Below are 19,015 nucleotides of genomic sequence, written 5' to 3'. Positions count from 1 at the left end.
AACCTCAAGCGAATCAGGTGCTGGCGGCCGACTCGCTCAAATGCGCATAGGCCGGAAAGGTTTGCAGCCGGCTGTCGTCCAGCGGTTCGCCGATGGTAAAGTGATATAGGCTTTGCCAGTCGTTATCTTTTAAACCCAACACACCGTGTACCGCATCGTCAAAAAAACAGCCGATGCCGGTGCCGCGCACGCCGGCGGCTTCCGCTTCCAGGTATAAAATCTGCCCCAGTAGGCCGCTTTCCCAGAACAGCCGCCGATAGCGCCAGGCTTTGGTGTCCACATTGTCGGCAAAACGCGCCAACATCCCTAAGCTGAACGCGCTGTCGCTGGCGATGGGTTGGTGGCAGGACAGGGTTTTCGCTGCTTGCCTGACGCTGCCGGCCGTCAGCCGATAAAATTCGAACGGTGCCTCGACGGCCTGCCATTCGTAATCGGCAGAACAAAGCGGTTTTAATTCCGCCGCCGCATCCGCTGTGCGCGGCAGCACATATAAGCCCGGTTCCAGGCCGGCCACCCGATGCACAAATAAGACGATATTGACTTGCGCCGGCCAATTCCAGGCAGTAAAAGGCGGTTTGGCGTTGGGCAGCAGCGCGGCCAGTATTCTGTGAAAATCGGCCAAGGGCAGCTCCGGGGATTTGCCGTTAAAGTGCTGCGCGCTACGGCGTTGGCGAATCAACACGCTGGCAGGCAGGTTGTGGCTGGGCGCAGGTAAATCCAGGTTCGGCAGGGTTAAACGTTCGGCAACTGTCGTCGGCTTGACGGCTTGGGCGGAGACTTCATCGATAATCGGCCAACGGTAAAAATGCCTGCCGCTCAAGCGCTCGGCCTTCCCGAACCATTCGGCGCTTTGGCTAAGGGCTGCTAAATGTGCGGTGGAAAACTCAACGTCCGCCGTTTGGCTGGCAAGCAGCCGGCAGATTAAATCCGGCGCTTCGTGCTCGGTGGCGACAAAATCCTCGCTGCGATCCAGCCCCAGCCAGGCGGCGATGTCGGCATCGGCAGTCTCGCTCAGCAATTCTATCGACCAACCCAAGCAGGCGGCGGCATAACTCAGCGCGGCCAGTGCATGACCGATGTCGTGTTGGCAGTAGCGAAAGGCTCGTTCGCCGTATTTCCAGGCTTCTCGCCAATGAATTGAGGACAGGCCAATATAGACTTCTTTACCCGCCGTTTCCGCAGTAAACCGGCTGCGCCGCTCCAGATGATGATCGTGACTGACGTAGTGATAGACACCGGCTTGTAATAACTCCTCATCGGTACAAAGCACATAAGCTTCGGTGGGATGCAAATTGCCGCTGGACGGATTGCAGCGCAAAGCCCAGCGGTCCGGACCAAACTGCTTCCAGGCCGACAAGCCGAACGATAATTCCAATAACAGGCCAAGATTGGTCCGGTTTAACGGCTGCGGCGCTATCCGGTCCGGTTTATCCAAGTCCGCGAACAAACAACTTAGCTCGGCACCAGGTGGCGGCAGTTTTACCGCTTCACAACCGCTAAAACGCCGAAACGGATTGGGCTGATCGTCCCAATCCAAAGACTCCGGGCCTTTGGCGTAGGCATTTAATTGGTGTTTGGTGCGGTTGTGGTAGCTAATGACAGCGTCTGCAAGGTTGTTCATTGGGTTCTCTCTATACATTCAATGCTGTGTGGATGGAGCGGAGTATTTTCTGAAGATTAACAAGGTTCAGCATGTTTCGTGCCTGATCTCCCGCGATTAACTAGGCTGCCTTCCGGAGGTTTAAAGTCTTAGTCACGCAACAGAAATATTCGCATTCTTCAAGGTAAGCAAGTGTTGGTGGATAACCACTGTATGGCTGTCTGACGCTCGGCTAATTAACATAGTTTCGATAGAAAGGGATGGCTGTTGTCGCTGGAAAATTTTATAAATCACTGCTTTATTCAGCGTAGTTAAAAGGTTCGGGAGCGTCGTAATGTCCACAAGTTATCCTTTTGTGTCGGAACAAAAATTGTCCGACAAATTAGTTTCGGGGTCCTTTTTAGACAATTTCAAAACCGCTTTCAAGAAAATCACTCTGCGCAAGTGTCTGTTGAAATTGCATCTGTATATTTCCTTGTGGTTGGGTACGCTACTGGTGATTGCCGGGGTTACCGGCAGCCTCTTGGTTTACGAGCATACTTTGGATAAGTGGCTCAATCCCGACATGATGAGCGTGGCCGTTGGCGAACGCTGGTTACCCATTGCGGATTTAGTGGCAATCGCGAACCGCGTCTCGCCCATTTCAGAGCCACCCTCCCATCTACAGATGCCTGAGGACCCGAGTGAAGCGCTCATCGTGCGTTATCAAGCGGCGGCGATGCCGGGCCACAAGGGCCACAATCATCACTTTCACGAAGTTATGGTGAATCCGTACACCGGTCAGGTGCTTGGCGACCGAGATAGAAACGACGCCTTGATGACATTTATTTTGCGCCTGCATTTCAGCCTTTTGGCGGGTGATTTCGGTAAGCTGATCATGGGGATTACCTCCTTGCTGACCTTGGTATTGACGGTTACCGGCATTTATTTGTGGTGGCCGAAACTCGGCAAAATCAAGCAGGCTTTTCTGATTAAACGTAACGTCAGCGCCACGCGCTTTAATTTCGATCTGCACAAAACCACCGGTATCTATACCGCTATAGTCATGTTGGCAGTGGCCTTCTCCGGGGTGTATTTCAATCTGCCGCAGTTGTTTAAACCGGCGGTTAATTTTTTCTCACCTCTCGAAGACATGCCGCGCGGCATCAAATCAACAGCAAATGGCGGCGCGGTAATTCAACCGGAGATAGTCAAGGCCAATATTCAAGCCGCGTATCCAGGGATTCAGATTCAACGGATTTTCCTGCCGGTCGGTGAAAACGGCAGTTACATGATCTCTGCTCGCCAGTCCGACGAACTGCGCAGCAAAGGCTCTACCAGCTTTTGGGTCGATCAATACGACGGCGCGATTTTGGCGGTGCGCGACCCGAAAAAATTCAACGCCGGTAACGCTTTTATCAATTTGCAACTGCCTTTGCATAACGGCGAGATTCTCGGTACTCCAGGGCGCATCGCGGTACTAGTGGCGGGGTTTGCGCCGTTAGTGATGATGGTCACCGGCCTGATCCATTGGTTGAAAAAGCGTAAAGCTAATCGTGCCCGTCGAACCGGATTGAAAGCCGCCGCTAGCTAACGTTTTTCCCACGATGACGAACTAACAAACTCCGGCGGGTGCCTGCGCGCCGTTGAGGAGCTTTTGTGCTCAATCCCGACCCTTCCGTAAACTTTAAAGGACTTTGAGGTTATCGATGTTACCTACTTGTGCCACCACCAAAAACATTGCTGTGGTATTACCTTTGATCATGCCGTTGAATTTGGCCGCTGTGGAAAAAGCGCCTGATGAGCTGGATGAAATGGTGATTACCGCAACCAAAACCGAACGCAGTATTCGCGATGTATCGGCTACGGTGACAGTGATCGATAGGGAGCGTATCGAAAAATCCAACGCGACAACCGTCGATCAACTACTCAAGGGTGTGCCGGGTGTGTATGCCAGCCGCATGGATGCCTCGTCTCCCAATCGGATTGCCCAGACCTATACCCGAGGCCTGCCGGGCAATGGCCGCACCCTGGTATTGATCGACGATGTGCCTATGAATGTGTCCTACGACAGTCAGGTGGATTGGTCGCAACTTGGCACTATTGACGTAGATCGAGTGGAAATTGTCAGAGGCGCCGGTTCGGCCCTTTACGGCAACCATGCGATGGGCGGCGTCATAAACGTTATTTCTAAAGCGATTACGCCCGGCGTGAAAGGCAAAGTGGATAGCGAATACGGCAGCATGGAAACGATCCGTGAAGCAGGTATCGTCTCTTACGGCGGCGAGCACAGCGGTGGTTCGGTATCAACCAGTTATTTGGAAAGCGACGGCTATAACATGTGGCGTCCGGATACGAGTGTGGCTTCCATTCCCTTATCGCAACGCGATAAAACCGGCACACGTAAAACCAATGTAGGCGCCAAATTTACGCACGAATTTGACGCCTCTAATCTGCTGGATCTGAGTTTTTCCTATTTGAGCGACGTTGCAACAGGCTTATATCGAATTCCTGATTATATAGCCCAAGATAGAGAGCAATACCTGGGTTCGGCACGTTATCGCTATTTGGGGGAGCGTTCTGAAGCCACGTTAGTCTTGTACAGCCGTATTGGCCGAATGGATGCCGATAGTGCAAATGCTGCCAATGCAACCAGTCCGGATGTGGCCCGCCCCGGCACGATGGCCGCCAGTCTGATTTCCTATCGCGGCGATTTTGACGATATGGAAGCCGGTATTCGCGCGCAATATAGCCATTACATAGGCAGCCATCACAAATTGACGGTGGGCGGACAACATGCAGACAGTCAAATGACCATGATTAACCAGTTTCCCGCGGAACGCGGCAGAGAGCAGCTTGTCGAGGGCGGTATTCAACTGAGCGGCATATTTTTGCAAGACGAAATCAATTATGGACCGTTGAACGTAAGCTTGGCCGGGCGTTGGGATCTGTGGCAGACAGACGGCCAATTCAGAGATACCAAAACCAGTTTCCCTGGGCAAGGCCAATGGGGTAATCATGCGGAAGACTCGTTTTCGCCTAAGGGTGGGTTTTCGTACAAGCTCACCGATGATTTAGTGCTGCGCGGCTCGATAGGTCAGTCGTTTAATACCCCGGATGTCTCTCAGCTCTACGGCAATAGCAGGCGGGGTGGGACGACCGTGGCTTACGGTAACCCGTATTTGACTCCCGAAAAAGCCGTTTCCGGCGATATTGGCTTGGATTACTACTTTGGCCGGCAGGGATATATCAAAACCACGATCTATAACACGACTGCGGAGGATTTTATCGCCACAGTGCAACGAAGCGGCGCGACGGTCGGCACCACCGACAAAATTAATATCGGCGCCATTCGGGCCGAGGGGGTTGAGGTCGAAGGGATGTGGAAGCTAGGCGATTTCCTGACTTTGTACGCGAGTTACACCAAAAACGATTCGATTGTCACCAAGCACGATAGGAATCCTAATTTGATCGGCAAGCAACTTACCAATGTGCCGCAAGATCAAGGTAGTTTGCGGGCTGATGTTAGCCTGCCTTACGGCTTTTCGGTTTTCGGTGCTTTTAATTACGTTGGCGACCGATACTCTACCGAGACCAATTTACCTACCGCACCGGGCGGCTCTGCCGTGTATAAAAGCTACGCAACCTACGATTTAGGGGTGGCCAAGACCTTAGTCAAGGATGTTACCGCCCGGATGACCTTCATGAATATCGGTAACGATAAGTATGAAGGTATCGGGTATATCGCGCCGGGCGCCACCATTACCGGCGGTATCAGCGCCAAGTTTTAAAATTGAACCGGCGCGAATAGGTTGTCGGGCGATTTTATAAGGGCGAAATGCGGTTAATGGATAAGCAACTCTTTTTCCGGAACGACCAAGTCCTCGGTCCAGCATCCAATTGGCCGGCCCAAATTTAGATCCTGGTCTTCGAAGCGGACTAAAAAGACCGTAAGCCCAGGATCCTCCTCGACATGGCCTTTCATCACGATCACACCGCGGGCGCCTTCTTGTGCCAGCACTTCGCCTTCTTCGCTGTCCGGCATACTGCCATCGTCAATAATCGTATGCGCGGCATATACCACGTCGCCCAAATCCAAATCTTCTACGTTCATGCTGTGCTCCTGTGAGAGTTTTGTAGTAAAGCCGACAAAAGCTCTCGGTTTGTTGTGAAACGGCGTGCCGATTAAGGTTGGCCTGCTGCCTTTCGGTTAGGAATTTCAGCGGCTTAGCCGAAATTTTCGCGTATGGCATGCAGGTTGCTTTAACTGTTTACAAGATCAATGCCAAACCGTTCAGGAGACTTAAAGATGATTACATTAACCGAAAGCGCCATCCAAGCCGTGGGTCGTTTTATCAGCAGTTCCGACAAGCCGACCGGTGGGCTGCGCATCGAAGTGACCGATGGCGGTTGTTCCGGTTTGTCTTATGGCATGAAACTGGAAGCAAAAGAAAATGCGGACGATACCGTCATCGACTGCGGCGCAGTCAAAGTATTTGTGGACCCGCTAAGCTTGCCCAGCCTGAATGGCATGTCCATCGATTTCGTCGACAGCCTGGAAGGTTCCGGCTTCAAATTTACCAATCCCAACGCGGTGAAAAGCTGTGCCTGCGGATCATCATTTACCACCGGCGAAAGCGGCGGCACACCAAAAACCTGTTCTTAAGCATTCGAGGAAATAGCTATGTGGGATTATTCAGATAAAGTAAAAGATCACTTCTTTAACCCTAAAAATGCCGGCGCGGTGGCGGGTGCCAACGCGATTGGCGAAGTGGGTTCCATCAGCTGCGGCGACGCTTTGCGGCTGACTTTAAAAGTCAACGACGACACCGAAGTGATCGAAGATGCAGGCTTTCAAACTTTTGGTTGCGGCTCGGCGATTGCGTCTTCTTCAGTGCTGACCGAAATCATTAAAGGCCTGACTTTAGACGAAGCGTTGAAAGTCACTAACCAGGACATCGCCGCCGAATTGGACGGCCTGCCGCCGGAAAAAATGCACTGCTCTGTGATGGGCCGGGAAGCCTTGCAAGCGGCAGTGGCTAATTATCGCGGCGAAGAATGGAAAGACGACCACGAAGAAGGTGCGTTGGTCTGCAAATGCTTTGCGATTGATGCGGTGATGATCGAAGAAATGGTCTGGGCTAACAAGCTGCGCACCGTTGAAGACGTGACCAACTACACCAAAGCCGGTGGCGGTTGCGCGGCTTGCCACGAAGACATCGAAGCCATCTTGGAAAAAGTTTTGAAAGAGCGCGGCGAAACCTTCGATCCAAATGCGGCGCCGGTCGCCAAGCCCGAGCCTGTGGTTGCCAAAGGCCCGCTGACCAATCTGCAACGCATCAAGAAAATCGAAGAAGTGATCATGTCCTTCCGGCCGCAATTGATGGCCGATGGCGGCGATGTGGAATTGGTGGAAGTGGTGGATAAAACCGCTTACGTCAATATGACCGGCGCTTGTAACGGCTGCCAAATGTCCGCCATGACCATTGCCGGTATTCAGCAACGGTTGATGGAAGTGATGGGCGAGTTCATTAAAGTCGTGCCGGCCTCGCAAATGCCGAAACTGGTCACGATAGAGGAGGCCAGTCATGCCTGATATTTATCTGGATAACAACGCGACCACCAAGGTGGACAGCGCGGTGGTCGATGTGATGATCCCGTATTTTACCGAGTACTTTGGTAATCCATCGTCCATCCATCGTTTCGCCGACGGCGTGGCCAAGGCTATCAAGAAAGCGCGCTCGCAGGTGCAAGAGTTGATCGGTGCCGAGCACGACTCCGAGATTATTTTCACCTCCTGCGGCACGGAATCCGATTCCACGGCGATCTTGTCGGCGATCAAGGCTCAACCCAATCGTAAGGAAATCATCACCACCTCGGTGGAACATCCGGCGATTTTGGCTTTGTGCGAGAACCTGGAGAAAGAAGGCTACACCATCCATCGTATGCCGGTGGACAAATGCGGCCGTTTGAATTTGGAAGCGTACAAAAATCTGTTATCCGATGAAGTAGCAATTGTCTCGGTGATGTGGGCGAACAACGAAACCGGCACCATCTTTCCGGTGGTGGAAATGGCCGAAATGGCCAATGCGGCCGGCGTGATGTTTCATACCGATGCCGTGCAGGCAGTCGGCAAGATTCCGATGATGCTGCAAGACACCAAGATCGATATGTTGTCGATTTCCGGTCACAAATTGCACGCCCCCAAAGGTATTGGGGTGTTGTATTTAAAGCGTGGCACACGCTTTCGTCCGTTGCTGCGCGGTGGACATCAAGAGCGCGGGCGTCGGGCCGGTACTGAAAACACCGCGTCGATTGTCGGCTTGGGTAAAGCCTGTGAACTGGCGATGGAGCACATGGAATACGAAAACGTGCAGGTCAAAGCGATGCGTGATCGCCTGGAGCAAGGCATCGTTGCCGCCGTGCCGCATTGCTTTATCACCGGTGATTTAAACAACCGCTTGCCCAATACCACAGACATTGCGTTCGAGTATATCGAGGGCGAAGCGATTTTGATGCTGTTGAATAAAGCCGGTATCGCGGCTTCCAGTGGTTCGGCGTGTACATCGGGTTCATTGGAGCCTTCGCACGTGATGCGGGCCATGGATATTCCGTACACCGCCGCGCACGGCACCATCCGCTTTTCGTTCTCGCGCTACAACACTATGAGTGAAGTGGACGAAGTGTTGAAGGTGATGCCCAGCATCGTCGCTACCTTGCGGAAACTATCGCCGTATTGGGACAGCATCAACAACGAACCGGTTGCCGATCCGGAACAGGCTTTCCAACCCACTTATGCTTGATTGAGTGTATTGATTGGTCGGGTTTGCTCTGGTGATCAATCACGCCAGGCGCAATCCGGCCAGTTTGGTTTTGAGTCAACGCCGCATAAACCGGTGTTGACACCAAAAATTTTCACTGAGGATTGTTATGGCTGAAACGCTTGCTGATTTACGCGCGGTATTGTCCAAGATGGAAGCCGCATTGAGTTCCATCACCGAATTTAACGCCGAGGTGCTAGAGTTCGTTGATGTCCACTATTCGAGTTTGCTGAACGATCAAAAAGTCGTCCAGGTTTTCAAGAATGTTGGCGATGCTGAGGATGAACTGCAAAGACAACTGAATTTTCTGCGCTCGCGTTTGACTGCCGGCATAGCAGAGTTTAAAGCAGTTTGTGAGGCGGAAGGCTGAACGCTTTAAGCCAGCAACATGGATTAAATCGGTAGCGAAGACCTGTTTAACCTCCAGCAAATTGAGATAGTTCTGAGCCGTTTATTGCATTGGAGGGCACCAATGTCGGCTTAAGTCTCTATCACAGAACCAAAAAAGGCGGTTGTTCAACCGCCTTTTCTGTATTTTGGCAGAGCAGTTCGCTCAAACCTTTCTGGTTTTTCGGTTAAGGCCCAAACCAACCAACGCACTGCCGAAAAGCCATACCGCACCGGGTACAGGCACAGCGGCGACATTGAAGTTGATATTGTTAATACCGTTGTCCCAATCGGTGCCCAGGATGATTCTGATCGAATGAGCAGTAACGCCAGGGGTGAAAGTATGAGGTGCGTCGCCGGGTACTGCATAAGGTGCATAATCGACAAAAATGTTGGTAGGGTTGGTACCATCAACCACTCTCAAGTCGCTCGCATTGCGAGTGAAATTTCCCGGCCCTGGATACGCAGCAACGTCGAAGCTTTCCAAGGTGACGCCCTGATTTGGATTGATTGCCGTCAGCGTAATGCTCAAAAGCAGACCCGATGTATGAGCAAACGCCGCTGAGTTTAAAGTGGCATAACCGGCATTCCACAATAGAACATCGTTATAAGCCGTTGTGCCATTAAGGTTTAGACTGGAATACGATACCGCCACGTCGGCGGTAGAACCGTAACCTGCCGGAACCGGGTCGTAATTATTAAACGGCTGTAGCGCATCGAAGTTAATCGTCGCGGCTTGTGCGTTGAATGCGGCGGTAATGAGTATTAACGGATAAAGCTTTTTGGATAACATCGGCGACCCCTCCAAACGGCGTAAAAATACGCCTATCAATTGACAGAAACTCAAGAACAGTAGGCGCTGTTCCTGATTTCGAGATTAAAAGCAAAATACGTTCCATTTTATATGTTGTTTGTTTTTGCCAATAACTTCAATAGGTTGAGTTAGCAGGTATTGAGCGGTATTAGGATAATGCCATTTAAAACGTTGAGTGATGTAAAAAATGCCGACATCGGTAGTGCGCAAGCGCAGACATCAAATTCGATATACCTTAGTCTGTTAGAGGATGTTTCGCGCAACCGCAGCAGCCAGGCCAGCCTTTTTACTGCTGCCAACCCAGCCGGCAAATCCGGAAACAAACAACCAAATACCTGCCGGAATCGGTACGGCCGCCGGTGCGGCTACGTCAAAGGCGATCTCGCCAATTTCCGAAACCAGATAGGCTTCGTAATAAGAGTTGATTTGTAAGCGCGCATAGCGCGCTGCGCTGTCAATCAAGTCGAACACCGCACAAGCAACCGGGTGATACCGGCCCGAATCCAACAGCGGCAAAGCAGGTGAAAACAGCCGAGGCACTCGCCGCTTTCACCGAGCAATGACTTAAGCCGGACGGCGTTTGGCGAAAAGCAACCCCATCAGCCCACTAACCAAGAATACGATGGAACCAGGCAGCGGCACTTGGCTGACTACGGCGCCGGCAAAAAGCGCATGCACTTGCGTAGTGGGATGGAAATCGTCCCAAAATACCCGGCTGGCCGGGTCGGAACAAACGTCCGGTAAGCTGACGCAGGCTTCCGTGCTATTGGTAAAGCCGTAAGCCGTTGGATTTTGGACTACAGCGGTAAAAAAGTTATACGCATCGAATTCCACTATTTGAGTATTGGGCGACAACAAGGACAGTGCGTCGAGTCGGTTGGTTAGTTCCTGGTTGAATGTCAATGAATAATCCTGTGCCGCCACTATCACGTTTGCCGGCAGAGATTGCGCGAATGGGGTGATGCTCAAGTCTGGCAAGTTCGGCACCACGATATGTTGTGCGCCAAAGCCGATTAGCGCGCCGACATAGTTGGCAATATTTGTTGCTGCTGACGTCGCGGAGTTACCCGTCAAAAAGTCGTTGGCCCCACCCCAGACAAAAAACAGTGAATCCGGGGTTACCGCCGCAGTGAATTGCGCTGAAAACAAACCGAATTGTTGCGCCATACCTGGGGCAAGTAATGCGCCTTGGCTGGTTTGGCTGCCGCCATCGCCTTCATTGCCTATTCCCGTCGTCGAACCGGCTACCGCGAAATTAAAAAAATTGCCGGCATTAGCTCCCCCGGAAAGCACGGAGTTGGCTATATATTCCGCGGCTGTCGGGCCGTTGCTGATGCGGCCTTGGTAGTAAGGTGGGCAGGGATGGTCGGAATCGCATTGTCCGCCCAGGTTATAGGCGCTTAGTACCGAGGAGGTGCTGGCTCCGCTATCGGAGAGGCTGTCGCCAAATACGAATAAATTTGAAAAAGGTGTCGCACCCACTTGGCTGCTTGCTAGGAGCGACGCGAAAAATAGTGCAATTGAATAAGGCTTTTTTGTCATGTTTGTCTCCAGTAGTGATCTGTCAATTGGTGAGATGAAAGCGTTCTATATAAACAACAGTATTGCCGAAGCGCCTATTGTCAGCATGCGGCGGCAAGATCCGGATGCCGGCGGAATAGTGCGGATCGAGACATCGGGAGCGGTCTCAATCGACGCAACCGAGTTGAGACCCTATCAGCCTAACTCAGGCGGGACATTCTCGGCAACTGCTAACAGTTTGCCGGCGGTGCCGATTTTTTTGACGCTCACAGCCTAGTTTGCAGTCACGATGATAAATTGTCGTGTTTGCGACAATTCGTCTTGCACTCCCGAGCTTGTCTTGTCGCCATCCTGCCAATACCTTCGCTCAATCCATGATTCTTCAAGCTTTTTCAGTTGGCAAGTCTTTTGCATTAGTCCTATCGAAGGCGTTATTCACGCTCTGGTTTTCAAATCTTTAACTTTGCGACTCAAGGTTTAGCCATGAACAGCAACTCCGACATCATTATCGACGACACCACGCTCCGCGACGGCGAGCAGTCGGCCGGCGTGGTGTTCTCGTTGGAGGAAAAGTTGGCGATTGCCAAGCAGTTGTCCGCGCTGGGTGTGCCGGAGTTGGAGATTGGTATCCCGGCCATGGGTGTACAGGAACGCGACGAAATCAAAGCCATTGCTCAATTGAAATTGCCTAGCAATTTATTGGTATGGTCCAGGATGCGTGAAGAAGATTTGCAACACTGCCTGGGCTTGGGCGTCGGTACCGTGGATTTATCGATTTCCGCCTCCGATCAACATATCCAACATAAACTGAAACAAAGCCGGGCTTGGGTGTTGGCTACCATTGAGCGCTGTGTGAAAACCGCGGTCGATGCCGGCATGCGGGTTTGCGTGGGGGCCGAAGATGCGTCTCGCGCCGACAGCGACTTTCTGGCGCAAATGGCCGAGGCTGCGCAAAGCGCCGGCGCGATAAGAGTTCGCTTTGCCGATACGGTCGGCATCATGGAACCGTTCGGCGTATTTGAAGCAATTCGCAAGCTGCGCGCCGTCACCGACATGGACATCGAAATGCACGCCCACGACGATCTGGGCTTGGCCACCGCCAATACTCTGGCCGCCGCATATGCCGGCGCGACTCACGTCAATACCACCGTCAACGGTTTGGGCGAACGGGCCGGCAATGCCGCTTTGGAAGAAGTGGTGGTGGGGTTGAAGCAGTTGTACGGATTCGAAACCGGAGTGGACTTGCGCAACTTCCCCGCTTTGTCCCGTCAAGTGGCGACCGCTTCTGGCGACACGATAGGCAGCCGCAAAAGCTTGATAGGCCGCGATGTGTTTAGCCACGAAGCCGGTATCCACGTCGACGGTTTGCTGAAAGATCCCAACAATTATCAAGGCGTCGACCCTGCCTTGGTCGGGCGCAGCCACCAACTGGTATTGGGCAAACATTCCGGCAGTCAAGGCGTGATGCATGCCTACAAGCAATTGGGTATCCAAATTAACCGCTGGCAGGCCGGCCGCCTGCTGCCGCTGATTCGCGAGTTTGTCAGTTTGCATAAACGCGCACCGCAATCGACCGATTTGAATCAATTTTTACACAGCCTATAGCGAGGTGTCAGATGAGTAGCAATCGTCAAAAACCAGCCGTGCCCAGCACCGCCAAAGTCGACGTACCACAGCAAACTGCGGCGCAGCACGAACTGCCTGATGACCGTTACCCCGGTTCGTTCTTCCGGGTGCCTGGCGTGCCGATGCCCGGCAAAACCACCTGGAGCTTGGCAAAATGATGTTTTTGTCGCCGTCGCGTCCCAGCGTTGCATCAGGACTCTGGCAAGACTGGCGCGACGATGTGGCTTGCGTGTTTGCCCGGGATCCGGCAGCACGCGGCTTACCGGAAGTATTGTTGGCTTACCCCGGCGTGCATGCGGTGTTGCTGCACCGAGTCACCCATCGCTTGTGGCACGCCGATTGGAAATTGACGGCGCGCTTGTTGGCGGCTTTTGCCCGCTGGCTGACCAACGTCGATATTCACCCCGGTGCCACCATTGGCAAACGCTTTTTTATCGATCACGGCGCCGGCGTAGTGATCGGCGAAACCGCTGAGATCGGCAACGACGTGACGATGTATCACGGTGTGACGTTGGGTGGCACTACCTGGAACAAGGAAAAACGCCATCCGACGCTAGGCAATAACGTGTTGATCGGTGCGGGTGCCAAGATCCTCGGCGCGATCAATCTGGGCGATAACGTGCGCGTCGGTGCCAACTCGGTGGTGATCAAAGACGTGCCACCTTGCTGCACCGTCATCGGTATTCCCGGCCGGATTATCCAGCAGAAAGGCATAAAAATTCAGGATCCACGCGGTATCGATCTGGACCACCATTTGGTTCCGGACCCGGTGGGCAAAGCCTTGAGTTGTTTGGTGGAACGTCTGGACGAGTTAGAAAGCAATCAAAAACGCTTTGTAGTCGCGGAAGAAACTTGCGGCAGCTGCGAAGCGGAAGGTGTCTGCCACGGCGAAGACGTGGTGGTACTGAAGCAAGCAGCAGGTGGCAAGTGATGGAAATGGATCTGTTGCAATTCGACGCCAAGGACTTGTACTACGAGAAAGCCGACAGCCAGGAAGTGGAGGACTTGATCCAATACGCTTCCGAACTGTACGCCACCGGTGAAGCGGAGCTGCCGTTATTACAGGCGTATTTGCGGGCACCGGAATCCTTGAATGTGCTGGTGTCTTTGAATCGGTTTTATTACTACCAGCATCGTTTACCGGAGGCCTTATTGATCTCCGAGCGGGCCTTGAACTTGATCCGGCCCGGCATCGATTTTCCGGAAGATTGGCGGCAGCTGGAAAGAACGCATATCAGCGAGGCGCCAAAGGACTTGCTGACTCGGATCAGGCTATATCTGTTTACGTTGAAATCCATCGGCTTCTTGAATATGCGCTTGGAAAACCTGGAACTAAGCAAGGCGATTTTCGAAAAGTTGGTGTCCTTGGATGACAAAGACAGGATAGGCGCGCAGGGGCTTTTGGAGCTGGTTGTGCGTCGGCAAGAGGCGGCGGAAGGGATTTTTCGCATGCCGCAAGCTTTCGGGTAGGCATCGCCCAACAATTGAATGCCCACGATAAGTGATGTTTGTTGTTCCGCGCTATTAACCTAAAGGTGATCGCCATGATGAAAAAACAAAAATCCGATCCATTTTTGGCCCAAACAGCTGTGATGCTGGTGGTTTTATTAGTGGTGTACGCATTGGGAGAACAACCTGCCAATCTCGATCACCTGATGATGAGGTAATGACGATGAGTTTAGAAGAAGATATGGAAGAGCTGGAAGCTGCGGAAGACTTTCTGCGCTATTTCGAGCTGGAATACGATACCACCGTCGTCCACGTCAACCGGCTGCATATCCTGCAGCGCTTCCACAATTATCTGAGTCAGGCCGGCGATAACATGCCGGAAGACGAAGATGCGCAACGTGAAGTTTACAAAAAGCTGCTGCAGCGCGCCTACAGCGATTTTGTGGACTCCGACGCACAGACCGAAAAAGTATTTAAGGTCTTTAAGATGATGGAACCGCAAACCGTGTTTGTTTCCCTAGCGGATATTAAAACATGATAGACGAACGTTACGACGAAGAGCGCTTCGAATTCGGCGAACGGGTTAGGCTGACGCGCAACGTTCGCAACGATGGCACCTATCCGGGTATGGATGTCGGCGACTTTTTGCTGCGCCGGGGCAGTGTCGGCAATGTCATCGAAGTCGGCACCTTTCTGCAAGACCAAGTGATTTACACCGTGCATTTTTTGGATGCCGGGCGGATGGTCGGCTGCCGCGCCGAAGAATTGATCCCGGCCGATGCACCCTGGAATCCAAGCCGTTTCGAATTTCGCGACCAGGTGGTGTGTACGATAGACATCCCCACCCAAGACGGTAATTACCCGGCCGGCACCCAAGGCGAAATCCTGAAAGTGTTGCGCGACAGCGATCCTTTGCTCTACCACGTGCGTTTTCCGGGTAAAACCATGCAGGTGCCGGAAAGTGTATTGGAGCCGGCGGATCCGGCCACCTTCAAAGAACCGGAGGCATAATGATGAGCCAGACGTCGATAGAGCCTTACACCCTGTTGCGCGCCGCCTTGAGCCTGTTCCAGAAAGCGCCGGCCGAATTGGAGCAACTGCAATTGCGCCAGGTGGAAGTGCAAGCCAAAAACGAATACGAAATCGAAGGCCGAGTCCTGAACTCGGCGGAAGCCACCGGTGTGGTGATTTCCGACACCGAATTGGATAGAGCCTTTAAGGAAGTGCGCGGCCGCTTTGAAGATGAAGACGCCTTTTTAGCGGCATTGAACGCCAACAGCCTGGATGTCGATATGCTGAAAGCGGCTTTGTATCGGCAGTGCAAAGTCGATGCGGTGATGGATAGAGTGGCCGCCCGCGCACCCAAGGTTAACGAGGTGGAAATCGGCATTTTCTACCACTCGCACCCGGAAAAATTTCATAAACCCGAGACGCGCCAGGCCAGACATATCTTGATCAGTATCAATCCGGATTACCCAGACAATACCCGCGAGGCGGCGTGGCGGCGGATTAACGAGATTCTCGGCACCTTGAAACGTAAGCCGCATAAATTTGCCGATTTGGCGCTGAAGCATTCGGAATGTCCCACGGCAGTGCAGGGCGGCGAAGTGGGGACAGTGGCCAAAGGCACCTTGTTTCCGGAACTGGATGCGGTATTGTTTAATTTGAAAGAAGACGCCATCAGTGATGTGGTGGAAACCGAGATGGGTTTTCATGTGATTCAATGCCTGAAAATAATCCCGGCCGAAACCATGTCGCTGAAAAAAGCGACACCGAAGATTCAGCAGATCATGCAGGATCGTTACCGCAGAAATTGCCAGCGCACGTGGCTGGCCAGTCTGCCCGCAGTCAACAGGAGTGCCTAACATGTTAAAAGAACCCAAACATTGTTCGTTTTGCGGTATCGAAGCGTCGGCGGCCGTGCCGATGATTGCCGGCACGGAAGGCTACATCTGCGAAGCCTGCGTGATGTTGGCCAGCCAGGTGGTATCCAGCTGGGGCAAGAAGAAAGAATTAGCCGATATGCAAGGCCCTTTGCCCAAGCCCGCCGAGATGAAAGCCATGCTCGATCAGTATGTGATCGGCCAGGATTTGGCTAAGGAAATTCTGTCGGTCGCGGTATACAACCACTACAAGCGCTTGAAAAACGTCAGCCGTAAAGTCGGTGGTTTGGGCGAGTCCGATGACAGCGTGGAAATCGGTAAATCCAATATTCTGATGATAGGCCCTTCCGGTACCGGCAAAACCTTGTTGGCCAGCACGCTGGCAAAAATCGTCGGCGTGCCGTTCGCGGTCGCTGATGCCACCACGTTGACCCAGGCCGGTTACGTCGGCGACGACGTGGAAAATATCCTGGTGCGCTTGCTGGATGTGGCCGACGGTCAGATCAGCAAAGCCGAATGGGGTATGGTGTATATCGACGAAGTGGACAAGATTGCCCGCAGCCCGGAACAGGCGTTCGGTACCCGCGATGTGTCCGGCGAAGGCGTGCAGCAAGCCTTGTTGCGGCTGGTCGAGGGTTCGCATGTCAAGGTTCCTTCCAAGGGCCGGCGCAAGGATCACAGCGGTAATGATTCGGTCATGGTGGATACCAGCAATATTCTGTTCATAGCCGGCGGCGCGTTTCCGGGCCTGGAAAAACACGTGGAAAAACGCTTGCTGCCGCCGAAAACCGCTATCGGTTTTCATGCCGAAGTCAGCAACCCGGACGACAAACCGACGCTGGAAGCGATGCTGAATGCCACACAGCCGGACGATTTGAAACGCTTCGGCTTGATCCCGGAATTTATCGGCCGCTTCCCCGTGTTGGCGCCGTTAGAGCCCTTGGATGTGGATGCCTTGATCCAAGTCTTGACCGAACCGAAGAACGCTTTGGTTAAACAATACCAACATCTGTTTGCCTTCGATGATGTGGAGCTGGAATTCACCCAGGATGCCTTGGTGGAAATCGCCGAAAAAGCCATCGCCCGCAACACCGGCGCCCGCGGTTTGCGCGGCATCATGGAGCACGTTTTGCGCCGCACCATGTTCGATTTACCTTCCAGACCGGACGTCGAGCGCTGCATTGTAAATGCCGAGGTGATACGCGGCGAAGCGGAAATTGAAGTGGTGCCGCGCGACAAACCCACTGACGGTGACGATTTGAAGCGGTTATCGGGCGGGGAATAATTTTCAAATGAGCGTAGGTTGGGTTAGCCGGTAGATGTAACCCAACTGTGTTGAGTCGCTATCGCGACAGATTGTTTGTGAGTCGGTTCGCGGACCGACAGCCGCGATACTTTTCTTTGCTTGTCCAAAGAAAAGTATCCAAAAGAAAAGACACCCGGATGCCGCTTTGACCCTGCGCTCCGTAGCGTTTATCGAGGGTCGGCAGAAGGGGCTTCCCAGCCCCTCCGCCGACGCGCCGCTTCCTTGCGGCGCCCCTTCGGGCTACTCACTCGGAACATCCGTGTGCCTCGCCCTTCGGGTGCTACGCATGCAAATCGGCTATCCTGCCGATTTGTCTCGATAAACGCTACGGTGCTCGGCGCGGCATACGGGAGAGAGTCTGTGTAGGATGGGCTGAACAGTGTGAAGCCCATCGGTCGTGCGGTGGGCATTTTATATTTCAGAATTTAATTTACTTGAGAAAACCTACTATGAGCGTTAAAGAAAAAATCTTGCAACAACTTGCCGAAAATCCGGTGATTATTTACATGAAAGGCGTGCCTAGCGCTCCGGAATGCGGGTTTTCCGCGAAGACTGTCGGCATCTTGAACGAAACCAAGATCCCTTACGCTTATGTCAACGTCTTGCAATCGCCGTTCATCCGCGAAAAGCTGCCGTCCATTTCCAAATGGCCCACTTTCCCGCAAGTGTTCATCAAAGGTGAACTGATCGGTGGCGCCGACATTGTCGAGGCCATGTACAAGGAGGGGACTTTGTTGCCGCTGTTGCAAGCGACCGTTCAGCCCGCCGAGAGTGCGGACGCCAGTCAAACCATTACCCATTCCGAAGTGGAAGCCTTGATTCTGGCGGCCTATCCGGGGGCGACCATCGGCATCGAAGGCGCCGGTTGCGATTTGAACATCACCGTGGTCAGCGAATTGTTCGCCGATCAACCCATGATCAAACAACATCAAGGCGTCATGGCCACATTGAGTGCGCCGCTGGCTTCCGGCCGTTTGCATGCCGTCACGCTAAAGACACATACGCCTGAAGCTTGGGCCGCTCAGCAACCGGCGGCAAATCCGGGCTTACTGCAAATTCAAATCTGATCTAGTTAACAAGGAGACAACACTATGGCAAAAGTAGGCATTTTTTTCGGTACCGATACCGGCAACACACGCAAAGTAGCCAAGACCATTGCGACGAAATTGGGCGATGCGGCCGACAAGCCGGTCAATATCAATAAAGCCTCCGTGGACGATTTGTTGGCCTACGATGTCTTGATCGTCGGTTCGCCGACTTACGGCGAGGGCGAACTGCCGGGCATGAGTGCCGGACACGATAACGAGAGCTGGGAAGAATTTCTGCCCACGTTGGCGGGCGCCGATTTCTCCGGCAAAACCGTGGCGATCTACGGTTTGGGCGACCAGGAAGGTTATCCCGGCAATTTCGTCGATGCCTTGGGCTTTTTATATGACGCCTTTGCCGACGCCGGTGCCACTATCGTCGGCATGACCAGCAGCGAAGGTTACACTTTTAAAAAATCCAAAGCCTTGCTGGGCGACCAATTTGTCGGTTTGGCCTTGGACGAAGACAACCAGAAAGAACTGAGCGAAGGCCGGCTCAGCGCTTGGCTGGATTCTATTTCCTCCGCCTGGGCTTGATAGGCTA

Annotated in this window: 23 protein-coding genes; 18 read left to right on the top strand and 5 right to left on the bottom strand. The window is 53.0% G+C overall.

What is annotated here, in order from left to right; all coding sequences use genetic code 11:
* Positions 1-13 precede the first annotated feature (13 nt).
* The gene (locus tag CWO84_RS17495; RefSeq protein WP_101054198.1) at positions 14-1,621 is read right to left on the bottom strand and encodes a SagB/ThcOx family dehydrogenase; all 1,608 of its coding nucleotides are present in this window, start codon (positions 1,619-1,621) and stop codon (positions 14-16) included.
* A 313-nt stretch (positions 1,622-1,934) separates the two neighbouring features.
* Here CWO84_RS17495 and CWO84_RS17490 point away from each other — a divergent pair, with 313 nt between their 5' ends.
* Both CWO84_RS17490 and CWO84_RS17485 read left to right on the top strand, forming a co-directional pair.
* Positions 1,935-3,173 (top strand): PepSY-associated TM helix domain-containing protein, encoded by a 1,239-nt coding sequence (locus CWO84_RS17490; protein ID WP_101054195.1) that lies wholly within the window; start codon positions 1,935-1,937, stop codon positions 3,171-3,173.
* Positions 3,174-3,288: 115 nt separating this feature from the next.
* On the top strand, positions 3,289-5,370 hold the full coding sequence (locus CWO84_RS17485) for a TonB-dependent receptor (protein WP_101054192.1): 2,082 nt from the start codon (positions 3,289-3,291) through the stop codon (positions 5,368-5,370).
* A gap of 53 nt (positions 5,371-5,423) precedes the next feature.
* On the opposite strand, the gene CWO84_RS17480 is transcribed toward CWO84_RS17485, so the two are convergent.
* The gene (locus tag CWO84_RS17480) at positions 5,424-5,693 is read right to left on the bottom strand and encodes a nitrogen fixation protein NifZ (RefSeq protein WP_033159168.1); all 270 of its coding nucleotides are present in this window, start codon (positions 5,691-5,693) and stop codon (positions 5,424-5,426) included.
* Positions 5,694-5,888: 195 nt separating this feature from the next.
* Between CWO84_RS17480 and CWO84_RS17475 the strand changes: the two genes are divergently transcribed.
* The 4 genes from CWO84_RS17475 (at position 5,889) to CWO84_RS17460 (ending at position 8,770) form a co-directional block, all read left to right on the top strand.
* Complete coding sequence (locus tag CWO84_RS17475) at positions 5,889-6,245, top strand: iron-sulfur cluster assembly accessory protein (RefSeq protein WP_033159169.1); 357 nt, start codon at positions 5,889-5,891, stop codon at positions 6,243-6,245.
* Positions 6,246-6,263: 18 nt separating this feature from the next.
* A complete protein-coding gene (gene nifU / locus CWO84_RS17470) occupies positions 6,264-7,175 on the top strand; it encodes a Fe-S cluster assembly protein NifU (protein WP_020483356.1) in 912 nt (303 codons plus the stop codon).
* Positions 7,168-8,382: a cysteine desulfurase NifS gene (nifS, locus tag CWO84_RS17465; RefSeq protein WP_033159170.1), complete on the top strand. Its 1,215-nt coding sequence runs from the start codon at positions 7,168-7,170 to the stop codon at positions 8,380-8,382. Before nifU ends, nifS begins: the two co-directional genes overlap by 8 nt.
* Before the next feature lie 127 nt (positions 8,383-8,509).
* Complete coding sequence (locus CWO84_RS17460) at positions 8,510-8,770, top strand: hypothetical protein (protein WP_033159171.1); 261 nt, start codon at positions 8,510-8,512, stop codon at positions 8,768-8,770.
* Positions 8,771-8,953: 183 nt separating this feature from the next.
* Here the strand turns inward: CWO84_RS17460 and CWO84_RS17455 are convergent, their stop codons facing one another.
* From CWO84_RS17455 to CWO84_RS17445, 3 genes are all read right to left on the bottom strand, one after another.
* Positions 8,954-9,580, bottom strand: a complete 627-nt coding sequence (locus tag CWO84_RS17455) for a PEP-CTERM sorting domain-containing protein (RefSeq protein ID WP_101054189.1) — start codon at positions 9,578-9,580, stop codon at positions 8,954-8,956.
* A gap of 264 nt (positions 9,581-9,844) precedes the next feature.
* Positions 9,845-10,141 carry a hypothetical protein gene (locus CWO84_RS17450; RefSeq protein WP_133120716.1) on the bottom strand — a complete coding sequence of 99 codons (297 nt, stop codon included), beginning with the start codon at positions 10,139-10,141 and terminating at the stop codon, positions 9,845-9,847.
* 24 nt (positions 10,142-10,165) lie between these two features.
* Complete coding sequence (locus CWO84_RS17445) at positions 10,166-11,143, bottom strand: SGNH/GDSL hydrolase family protein (protein WP_101054184.1); 978 nt, start codon at positions 11,141-11,143, stop codon at positions 10,166-10,168.
* Here CWO84_RS17445 and CWO84_RS17440 point away from each other — a divergent pair.
* The 12 genes from CWO84_RS17440 (at position 11,142) to CWO84_RS17395 (ending at position 19,008) form a co-directional block, all read left to right on the top strand.
* Positions 11,142-11,399, top strand: a complete 258-nt coding sequence (locus CWO84_RS17440) for a hypothetical protein (protein ID WP_101054180.1) — start codon at positions 11,142-11,144, stop codon at positions 11,397-11,399. The genes CWO84_RS17445 and CWO84_RS17440 overlap by 2 nt on opposite strands.
* 206 nt (positions 11,400-11,605) lie before the next feature.
* Positions 11,606-12,727: a homocitrate synthase gene (gene nifV, locus CWO84_RS17435; protein WP_101054177.1), complete on the top strand. Its 1,122-nt coding sequence runs from the start codon at positions 11,606-11,608 to the stop codon at positions 12,725-12,727.
* Positions 12,728-12,738: 11 nt separating this feature from the next.
* Positions 12,739-12,906 carry a hypothetical protein gene (locus tag CWO84_RS24495; RefSeq protein ID WP_165385990.1) on the top strand — a complete coding sequence of 56 codons (168 nt, stop codon included), beginning with the start codon at positions 12,739-12,741 and terminating at the stop codon, positions 12,904-12,906.
* A complete protein-coding gene (cysE, locus tag CWO84_RS17430) occupies positions 12,903-13,679 on the top strand; it encodes a serine O-acetyltransferase (protein WP_033159093.1) in 777 nt (258 codons plus the stop codon). The genes CWO84_RS24495 and cysE overlap by 4 nt, the downstream gene beginning before the upstream one ends.
* On the top strand, positions 13,679-14,218 hold the full coding sequence (locus tag CWO84_RS17425) for a hypothetical protein (RefSeq protein ID WP_084153507.1): 540 nt from the start codon (positions 13,679-13,681) through the stop codon (positions 14,216-14,218). Before cysE ends, CWO84_RS17425 begins: the two co-directional genes overlap by 1 nt.
* 74 nt (positions 14,219-14,292) lie before the next feature.
* Complete coding sequence (locus tag CWO84_RS25190) at positions 14,293-14,415, top strand: hypothetical protein (protein WP_256438917.1); 123 nt, start codon at positions 14,293-14,295, stop codon at positions 14,413-14,415.
* A 5-nt stretch (positions 14,416-14,420) separates the two neighbouring features.
* A complete protein-coding gene (locus CWO84_RS17420) occupies positions 14,421-14,735 on the top strand; it encodes a nitrogenase-stabilizing/protective protein NifW (RefSeq protein ID WP_033159105.1) in 315 nt (104 codons plus the stop codon).
* Positions 14,732-15,208 carry a nitrogen fixation protein NifZ gene (locus tag CWO84_RS17415; protein ID WP_033159092.1) on the top strand — a complete coding sequence of 159 codons (477 nt, stop codon included), beginning with the start codon at positions 14,732-14,734 and terminating at the stop codon, positions 15,206-15,208. The genes CWO84_RS17420 and CWO84_RS17415 overlap by 4 nt, the downstream gene beginning before the upstream one ends.
* Positions 15,209-15,210: 2 nt before the next feature.
* Positions 15,211-16,062, top strand: a complete 852-nt coding sequence (gene nifM, locus CWO84_RS17410; RefSeq protein ID WP_346426970.1) for a nitrogen fixation protein NifM — start codon at positions 15,211-15,213, stop codon at positions 16,060-16,062.
* Between the two features lies 1 nt (position 16,063).
* On the top strand, positions 16,064-17,365 hold the full coding sequence (gene clpX / locus CWO84_RS17405) for an ATP-dependent Clp protease ATP-binding subunit ClpX (protein WP_101054171.1): 1,302 nt from the start codon (positions 16,064-16,066) through the stop codon (positions 17,363-17,365).
* A gap of 470 nt (positions 17,366-17,835) precedes the next feature.
* The gene (grxD, locus tag CWO84_RS17400; protein ID WP_033159089.1) at positions 17,836-18,453 is read left to right on the top strand and encodes a Grx4 family monothiol glutaredoxin; all 618 of its coding nucleotides are present in this window, start codon (positions 17,836-17,838) and stop codon (positions 18,451-18,453) included.
* 24 nt (positions 18,454-18,477) lie between these two features.
* A complete protein-coding gene (locus CWO84_RS17395; RefSeq protein WP_020483339.1) occupies positions 18,478-19,008 on the top strand; it encodes a flavodoxin in 531 nt (176 codons plus the stop codon).
* Positions 19,009-19,015 lie beyond the last annotated feature (7 nt).

The organism is Methylomonas sp. Kb3 (assembly GCF_002834115.1).
GTDB classification, from domain to species: domain Bacteria; phylum Pseudomonadota; class Gammaproteobacteria; order Methylococcales; family Methylomonadaceae; genus Methylomonas; species Methylomonas defluvii.
Note: the sequence above shows the minus strand (reverse complement) of the source record. Positions and strands in the feature narration are given on the sequence as shown.

Coding starts and splice junctions, on each gene's coding strand:
- CWO84_RS17495 (WP_101054198.1), bottom strand. CDS start 1,621: ATGAACAACCTTGCAGACGCTGTCATTAGCTACCACAACCGCACCAAA.
- CWO84_RS17490 (WP_101054195.1), top strand. CDS start 1,935: ATGTCCACAAGTTATCCTTTTGTGTCGGAACAAAAATTGTCCGACAAA.
- CWO84_RS17485 (WP_101054192.1), top strand. CDS start 3,289: ATGTTACCTACTTGTGCCACCACCAAAAACATTGCTGTGGTATTACCT.
- CWO84_RS17480 (WP_033159168.1), bottom strand. CDS start 5,693: ATGAACGTAGAAGATTTGGATTTGGGCGACGTGGTATATGCCGCGCAT.
- CWO84_RS17475 (WP_033159169.1), top strand. CDS start 5,889: ATGATTACATTAACCGAAAGCGCCATCCAAGCCGTGGGTCGTTTTATC.
- nifU (WP_020483356.1), top strand. CDS start 6,264: ATGTGGGATTATTCAGATAAAGTAAAAGATCACTTCTTTAACCCTAAA.
- nifS (WP_033159170.1), top strand. CDS start 7,168: ATGCCTGATATTTATCTGGATAACAACGCGACCACCAAGGTGGACAGC.
- CWO84_RS17460 (WP_033159171.1), top strand. CDS start 8,510: ATGGCTGAAACGCTTGCTGATTTACGCGCGGTATTGTCCAAGATGGAA.
- CWO84_RS17455 (WP_101054189.1), bottom strand. CDS start 9,580: ATGTTATCCAAAAAGCTTTATCCGTTAATACTCATTACCGCCGCATTC.
- CWO84_RS17440 (WP_101054180.1), top strand. CDS start 11,142: ATGTTTGTCTCCAGTAGTGATCTGTCAATTGGTGAGATGAAAGCGTTC.
- CWO84_RS17445 (WP_101054184.1), bottom strand. CDS start 11,143: ATGACAAAAAAGCCTTATTCAATTGCACTATTTTTCGCGTCGCTCCTA.
- nifV (WP_101054177.1), top strand. CDS start 11,606: ATGAACAGCAACTCCGACATCATTATCGACGACACCACGCTCCGCGAC.
- CWO84_RS24495 (WP_165385990.1), top strand. CDS start 12,739: ATGAGTAGCAATCGTCAAAAACCAGCCGTGCCCAGCACCGCCAAAGTC.
- cysE (WP_033159093.1), top strand. CDS start 12,903: ATGATGTTTTTGTCGCCGTCGCGTCCCAGCGTTGCATCAGGACTCTGG.
- CWO84_RS17425 (WP_084153507.1), top strand. CDS start 13,679: ATGGAAATGGATCTGTTGCAATTCGACGCCAAGGACTTGTACTACGAG.
- CWO84_RS25190 (WP_256438917.1), top strand. CDS start 14,293: ATGATGAAAAAACAAAAATCCGATCCATTTTTGGCCCAAACAGCTGTG.
- CWO84_RS17420 (WP_033159105.1), top strand. CDS start 14,421: ATGAGTTTAGAAGAAGATATGGAAGAGCTGGAAGCTGCGGAAGACTTT.
- CWO84_RS17415 (WP_033159092.1), top strand. CDS start 14,732: ATGATAGACGAACGTTACGACGAAGAGCGCTTCGAATTCGGCGAACGG.
- nifM (WP_346426970.1), top strand. CDS start 15,211: ATGAGCCAGACGTCGATAGAGCCTTACACCCTGTTGCGCGCCGCCTTG.
- clpX (WP_101054171.1), top strand. CDS start 16,064: ATGTTAAAAGAACCCAAACATTGTTCGTTTTGCGGTATCGAAGCGTCG.
- grxD (WP_033159089.1), top strand. CDS start 17,836: ATGAGCGTTAAAGAAAAAATCTTGCAACAACTTGCCGAAAATCCGGTG.
- CWO84_RS17395 (WP_020483339.1), top strand. CDS start 18,478: ATGGCAAAAGTAGGCATTTTTTTCGGTACCGATACCGGCAACACACGC.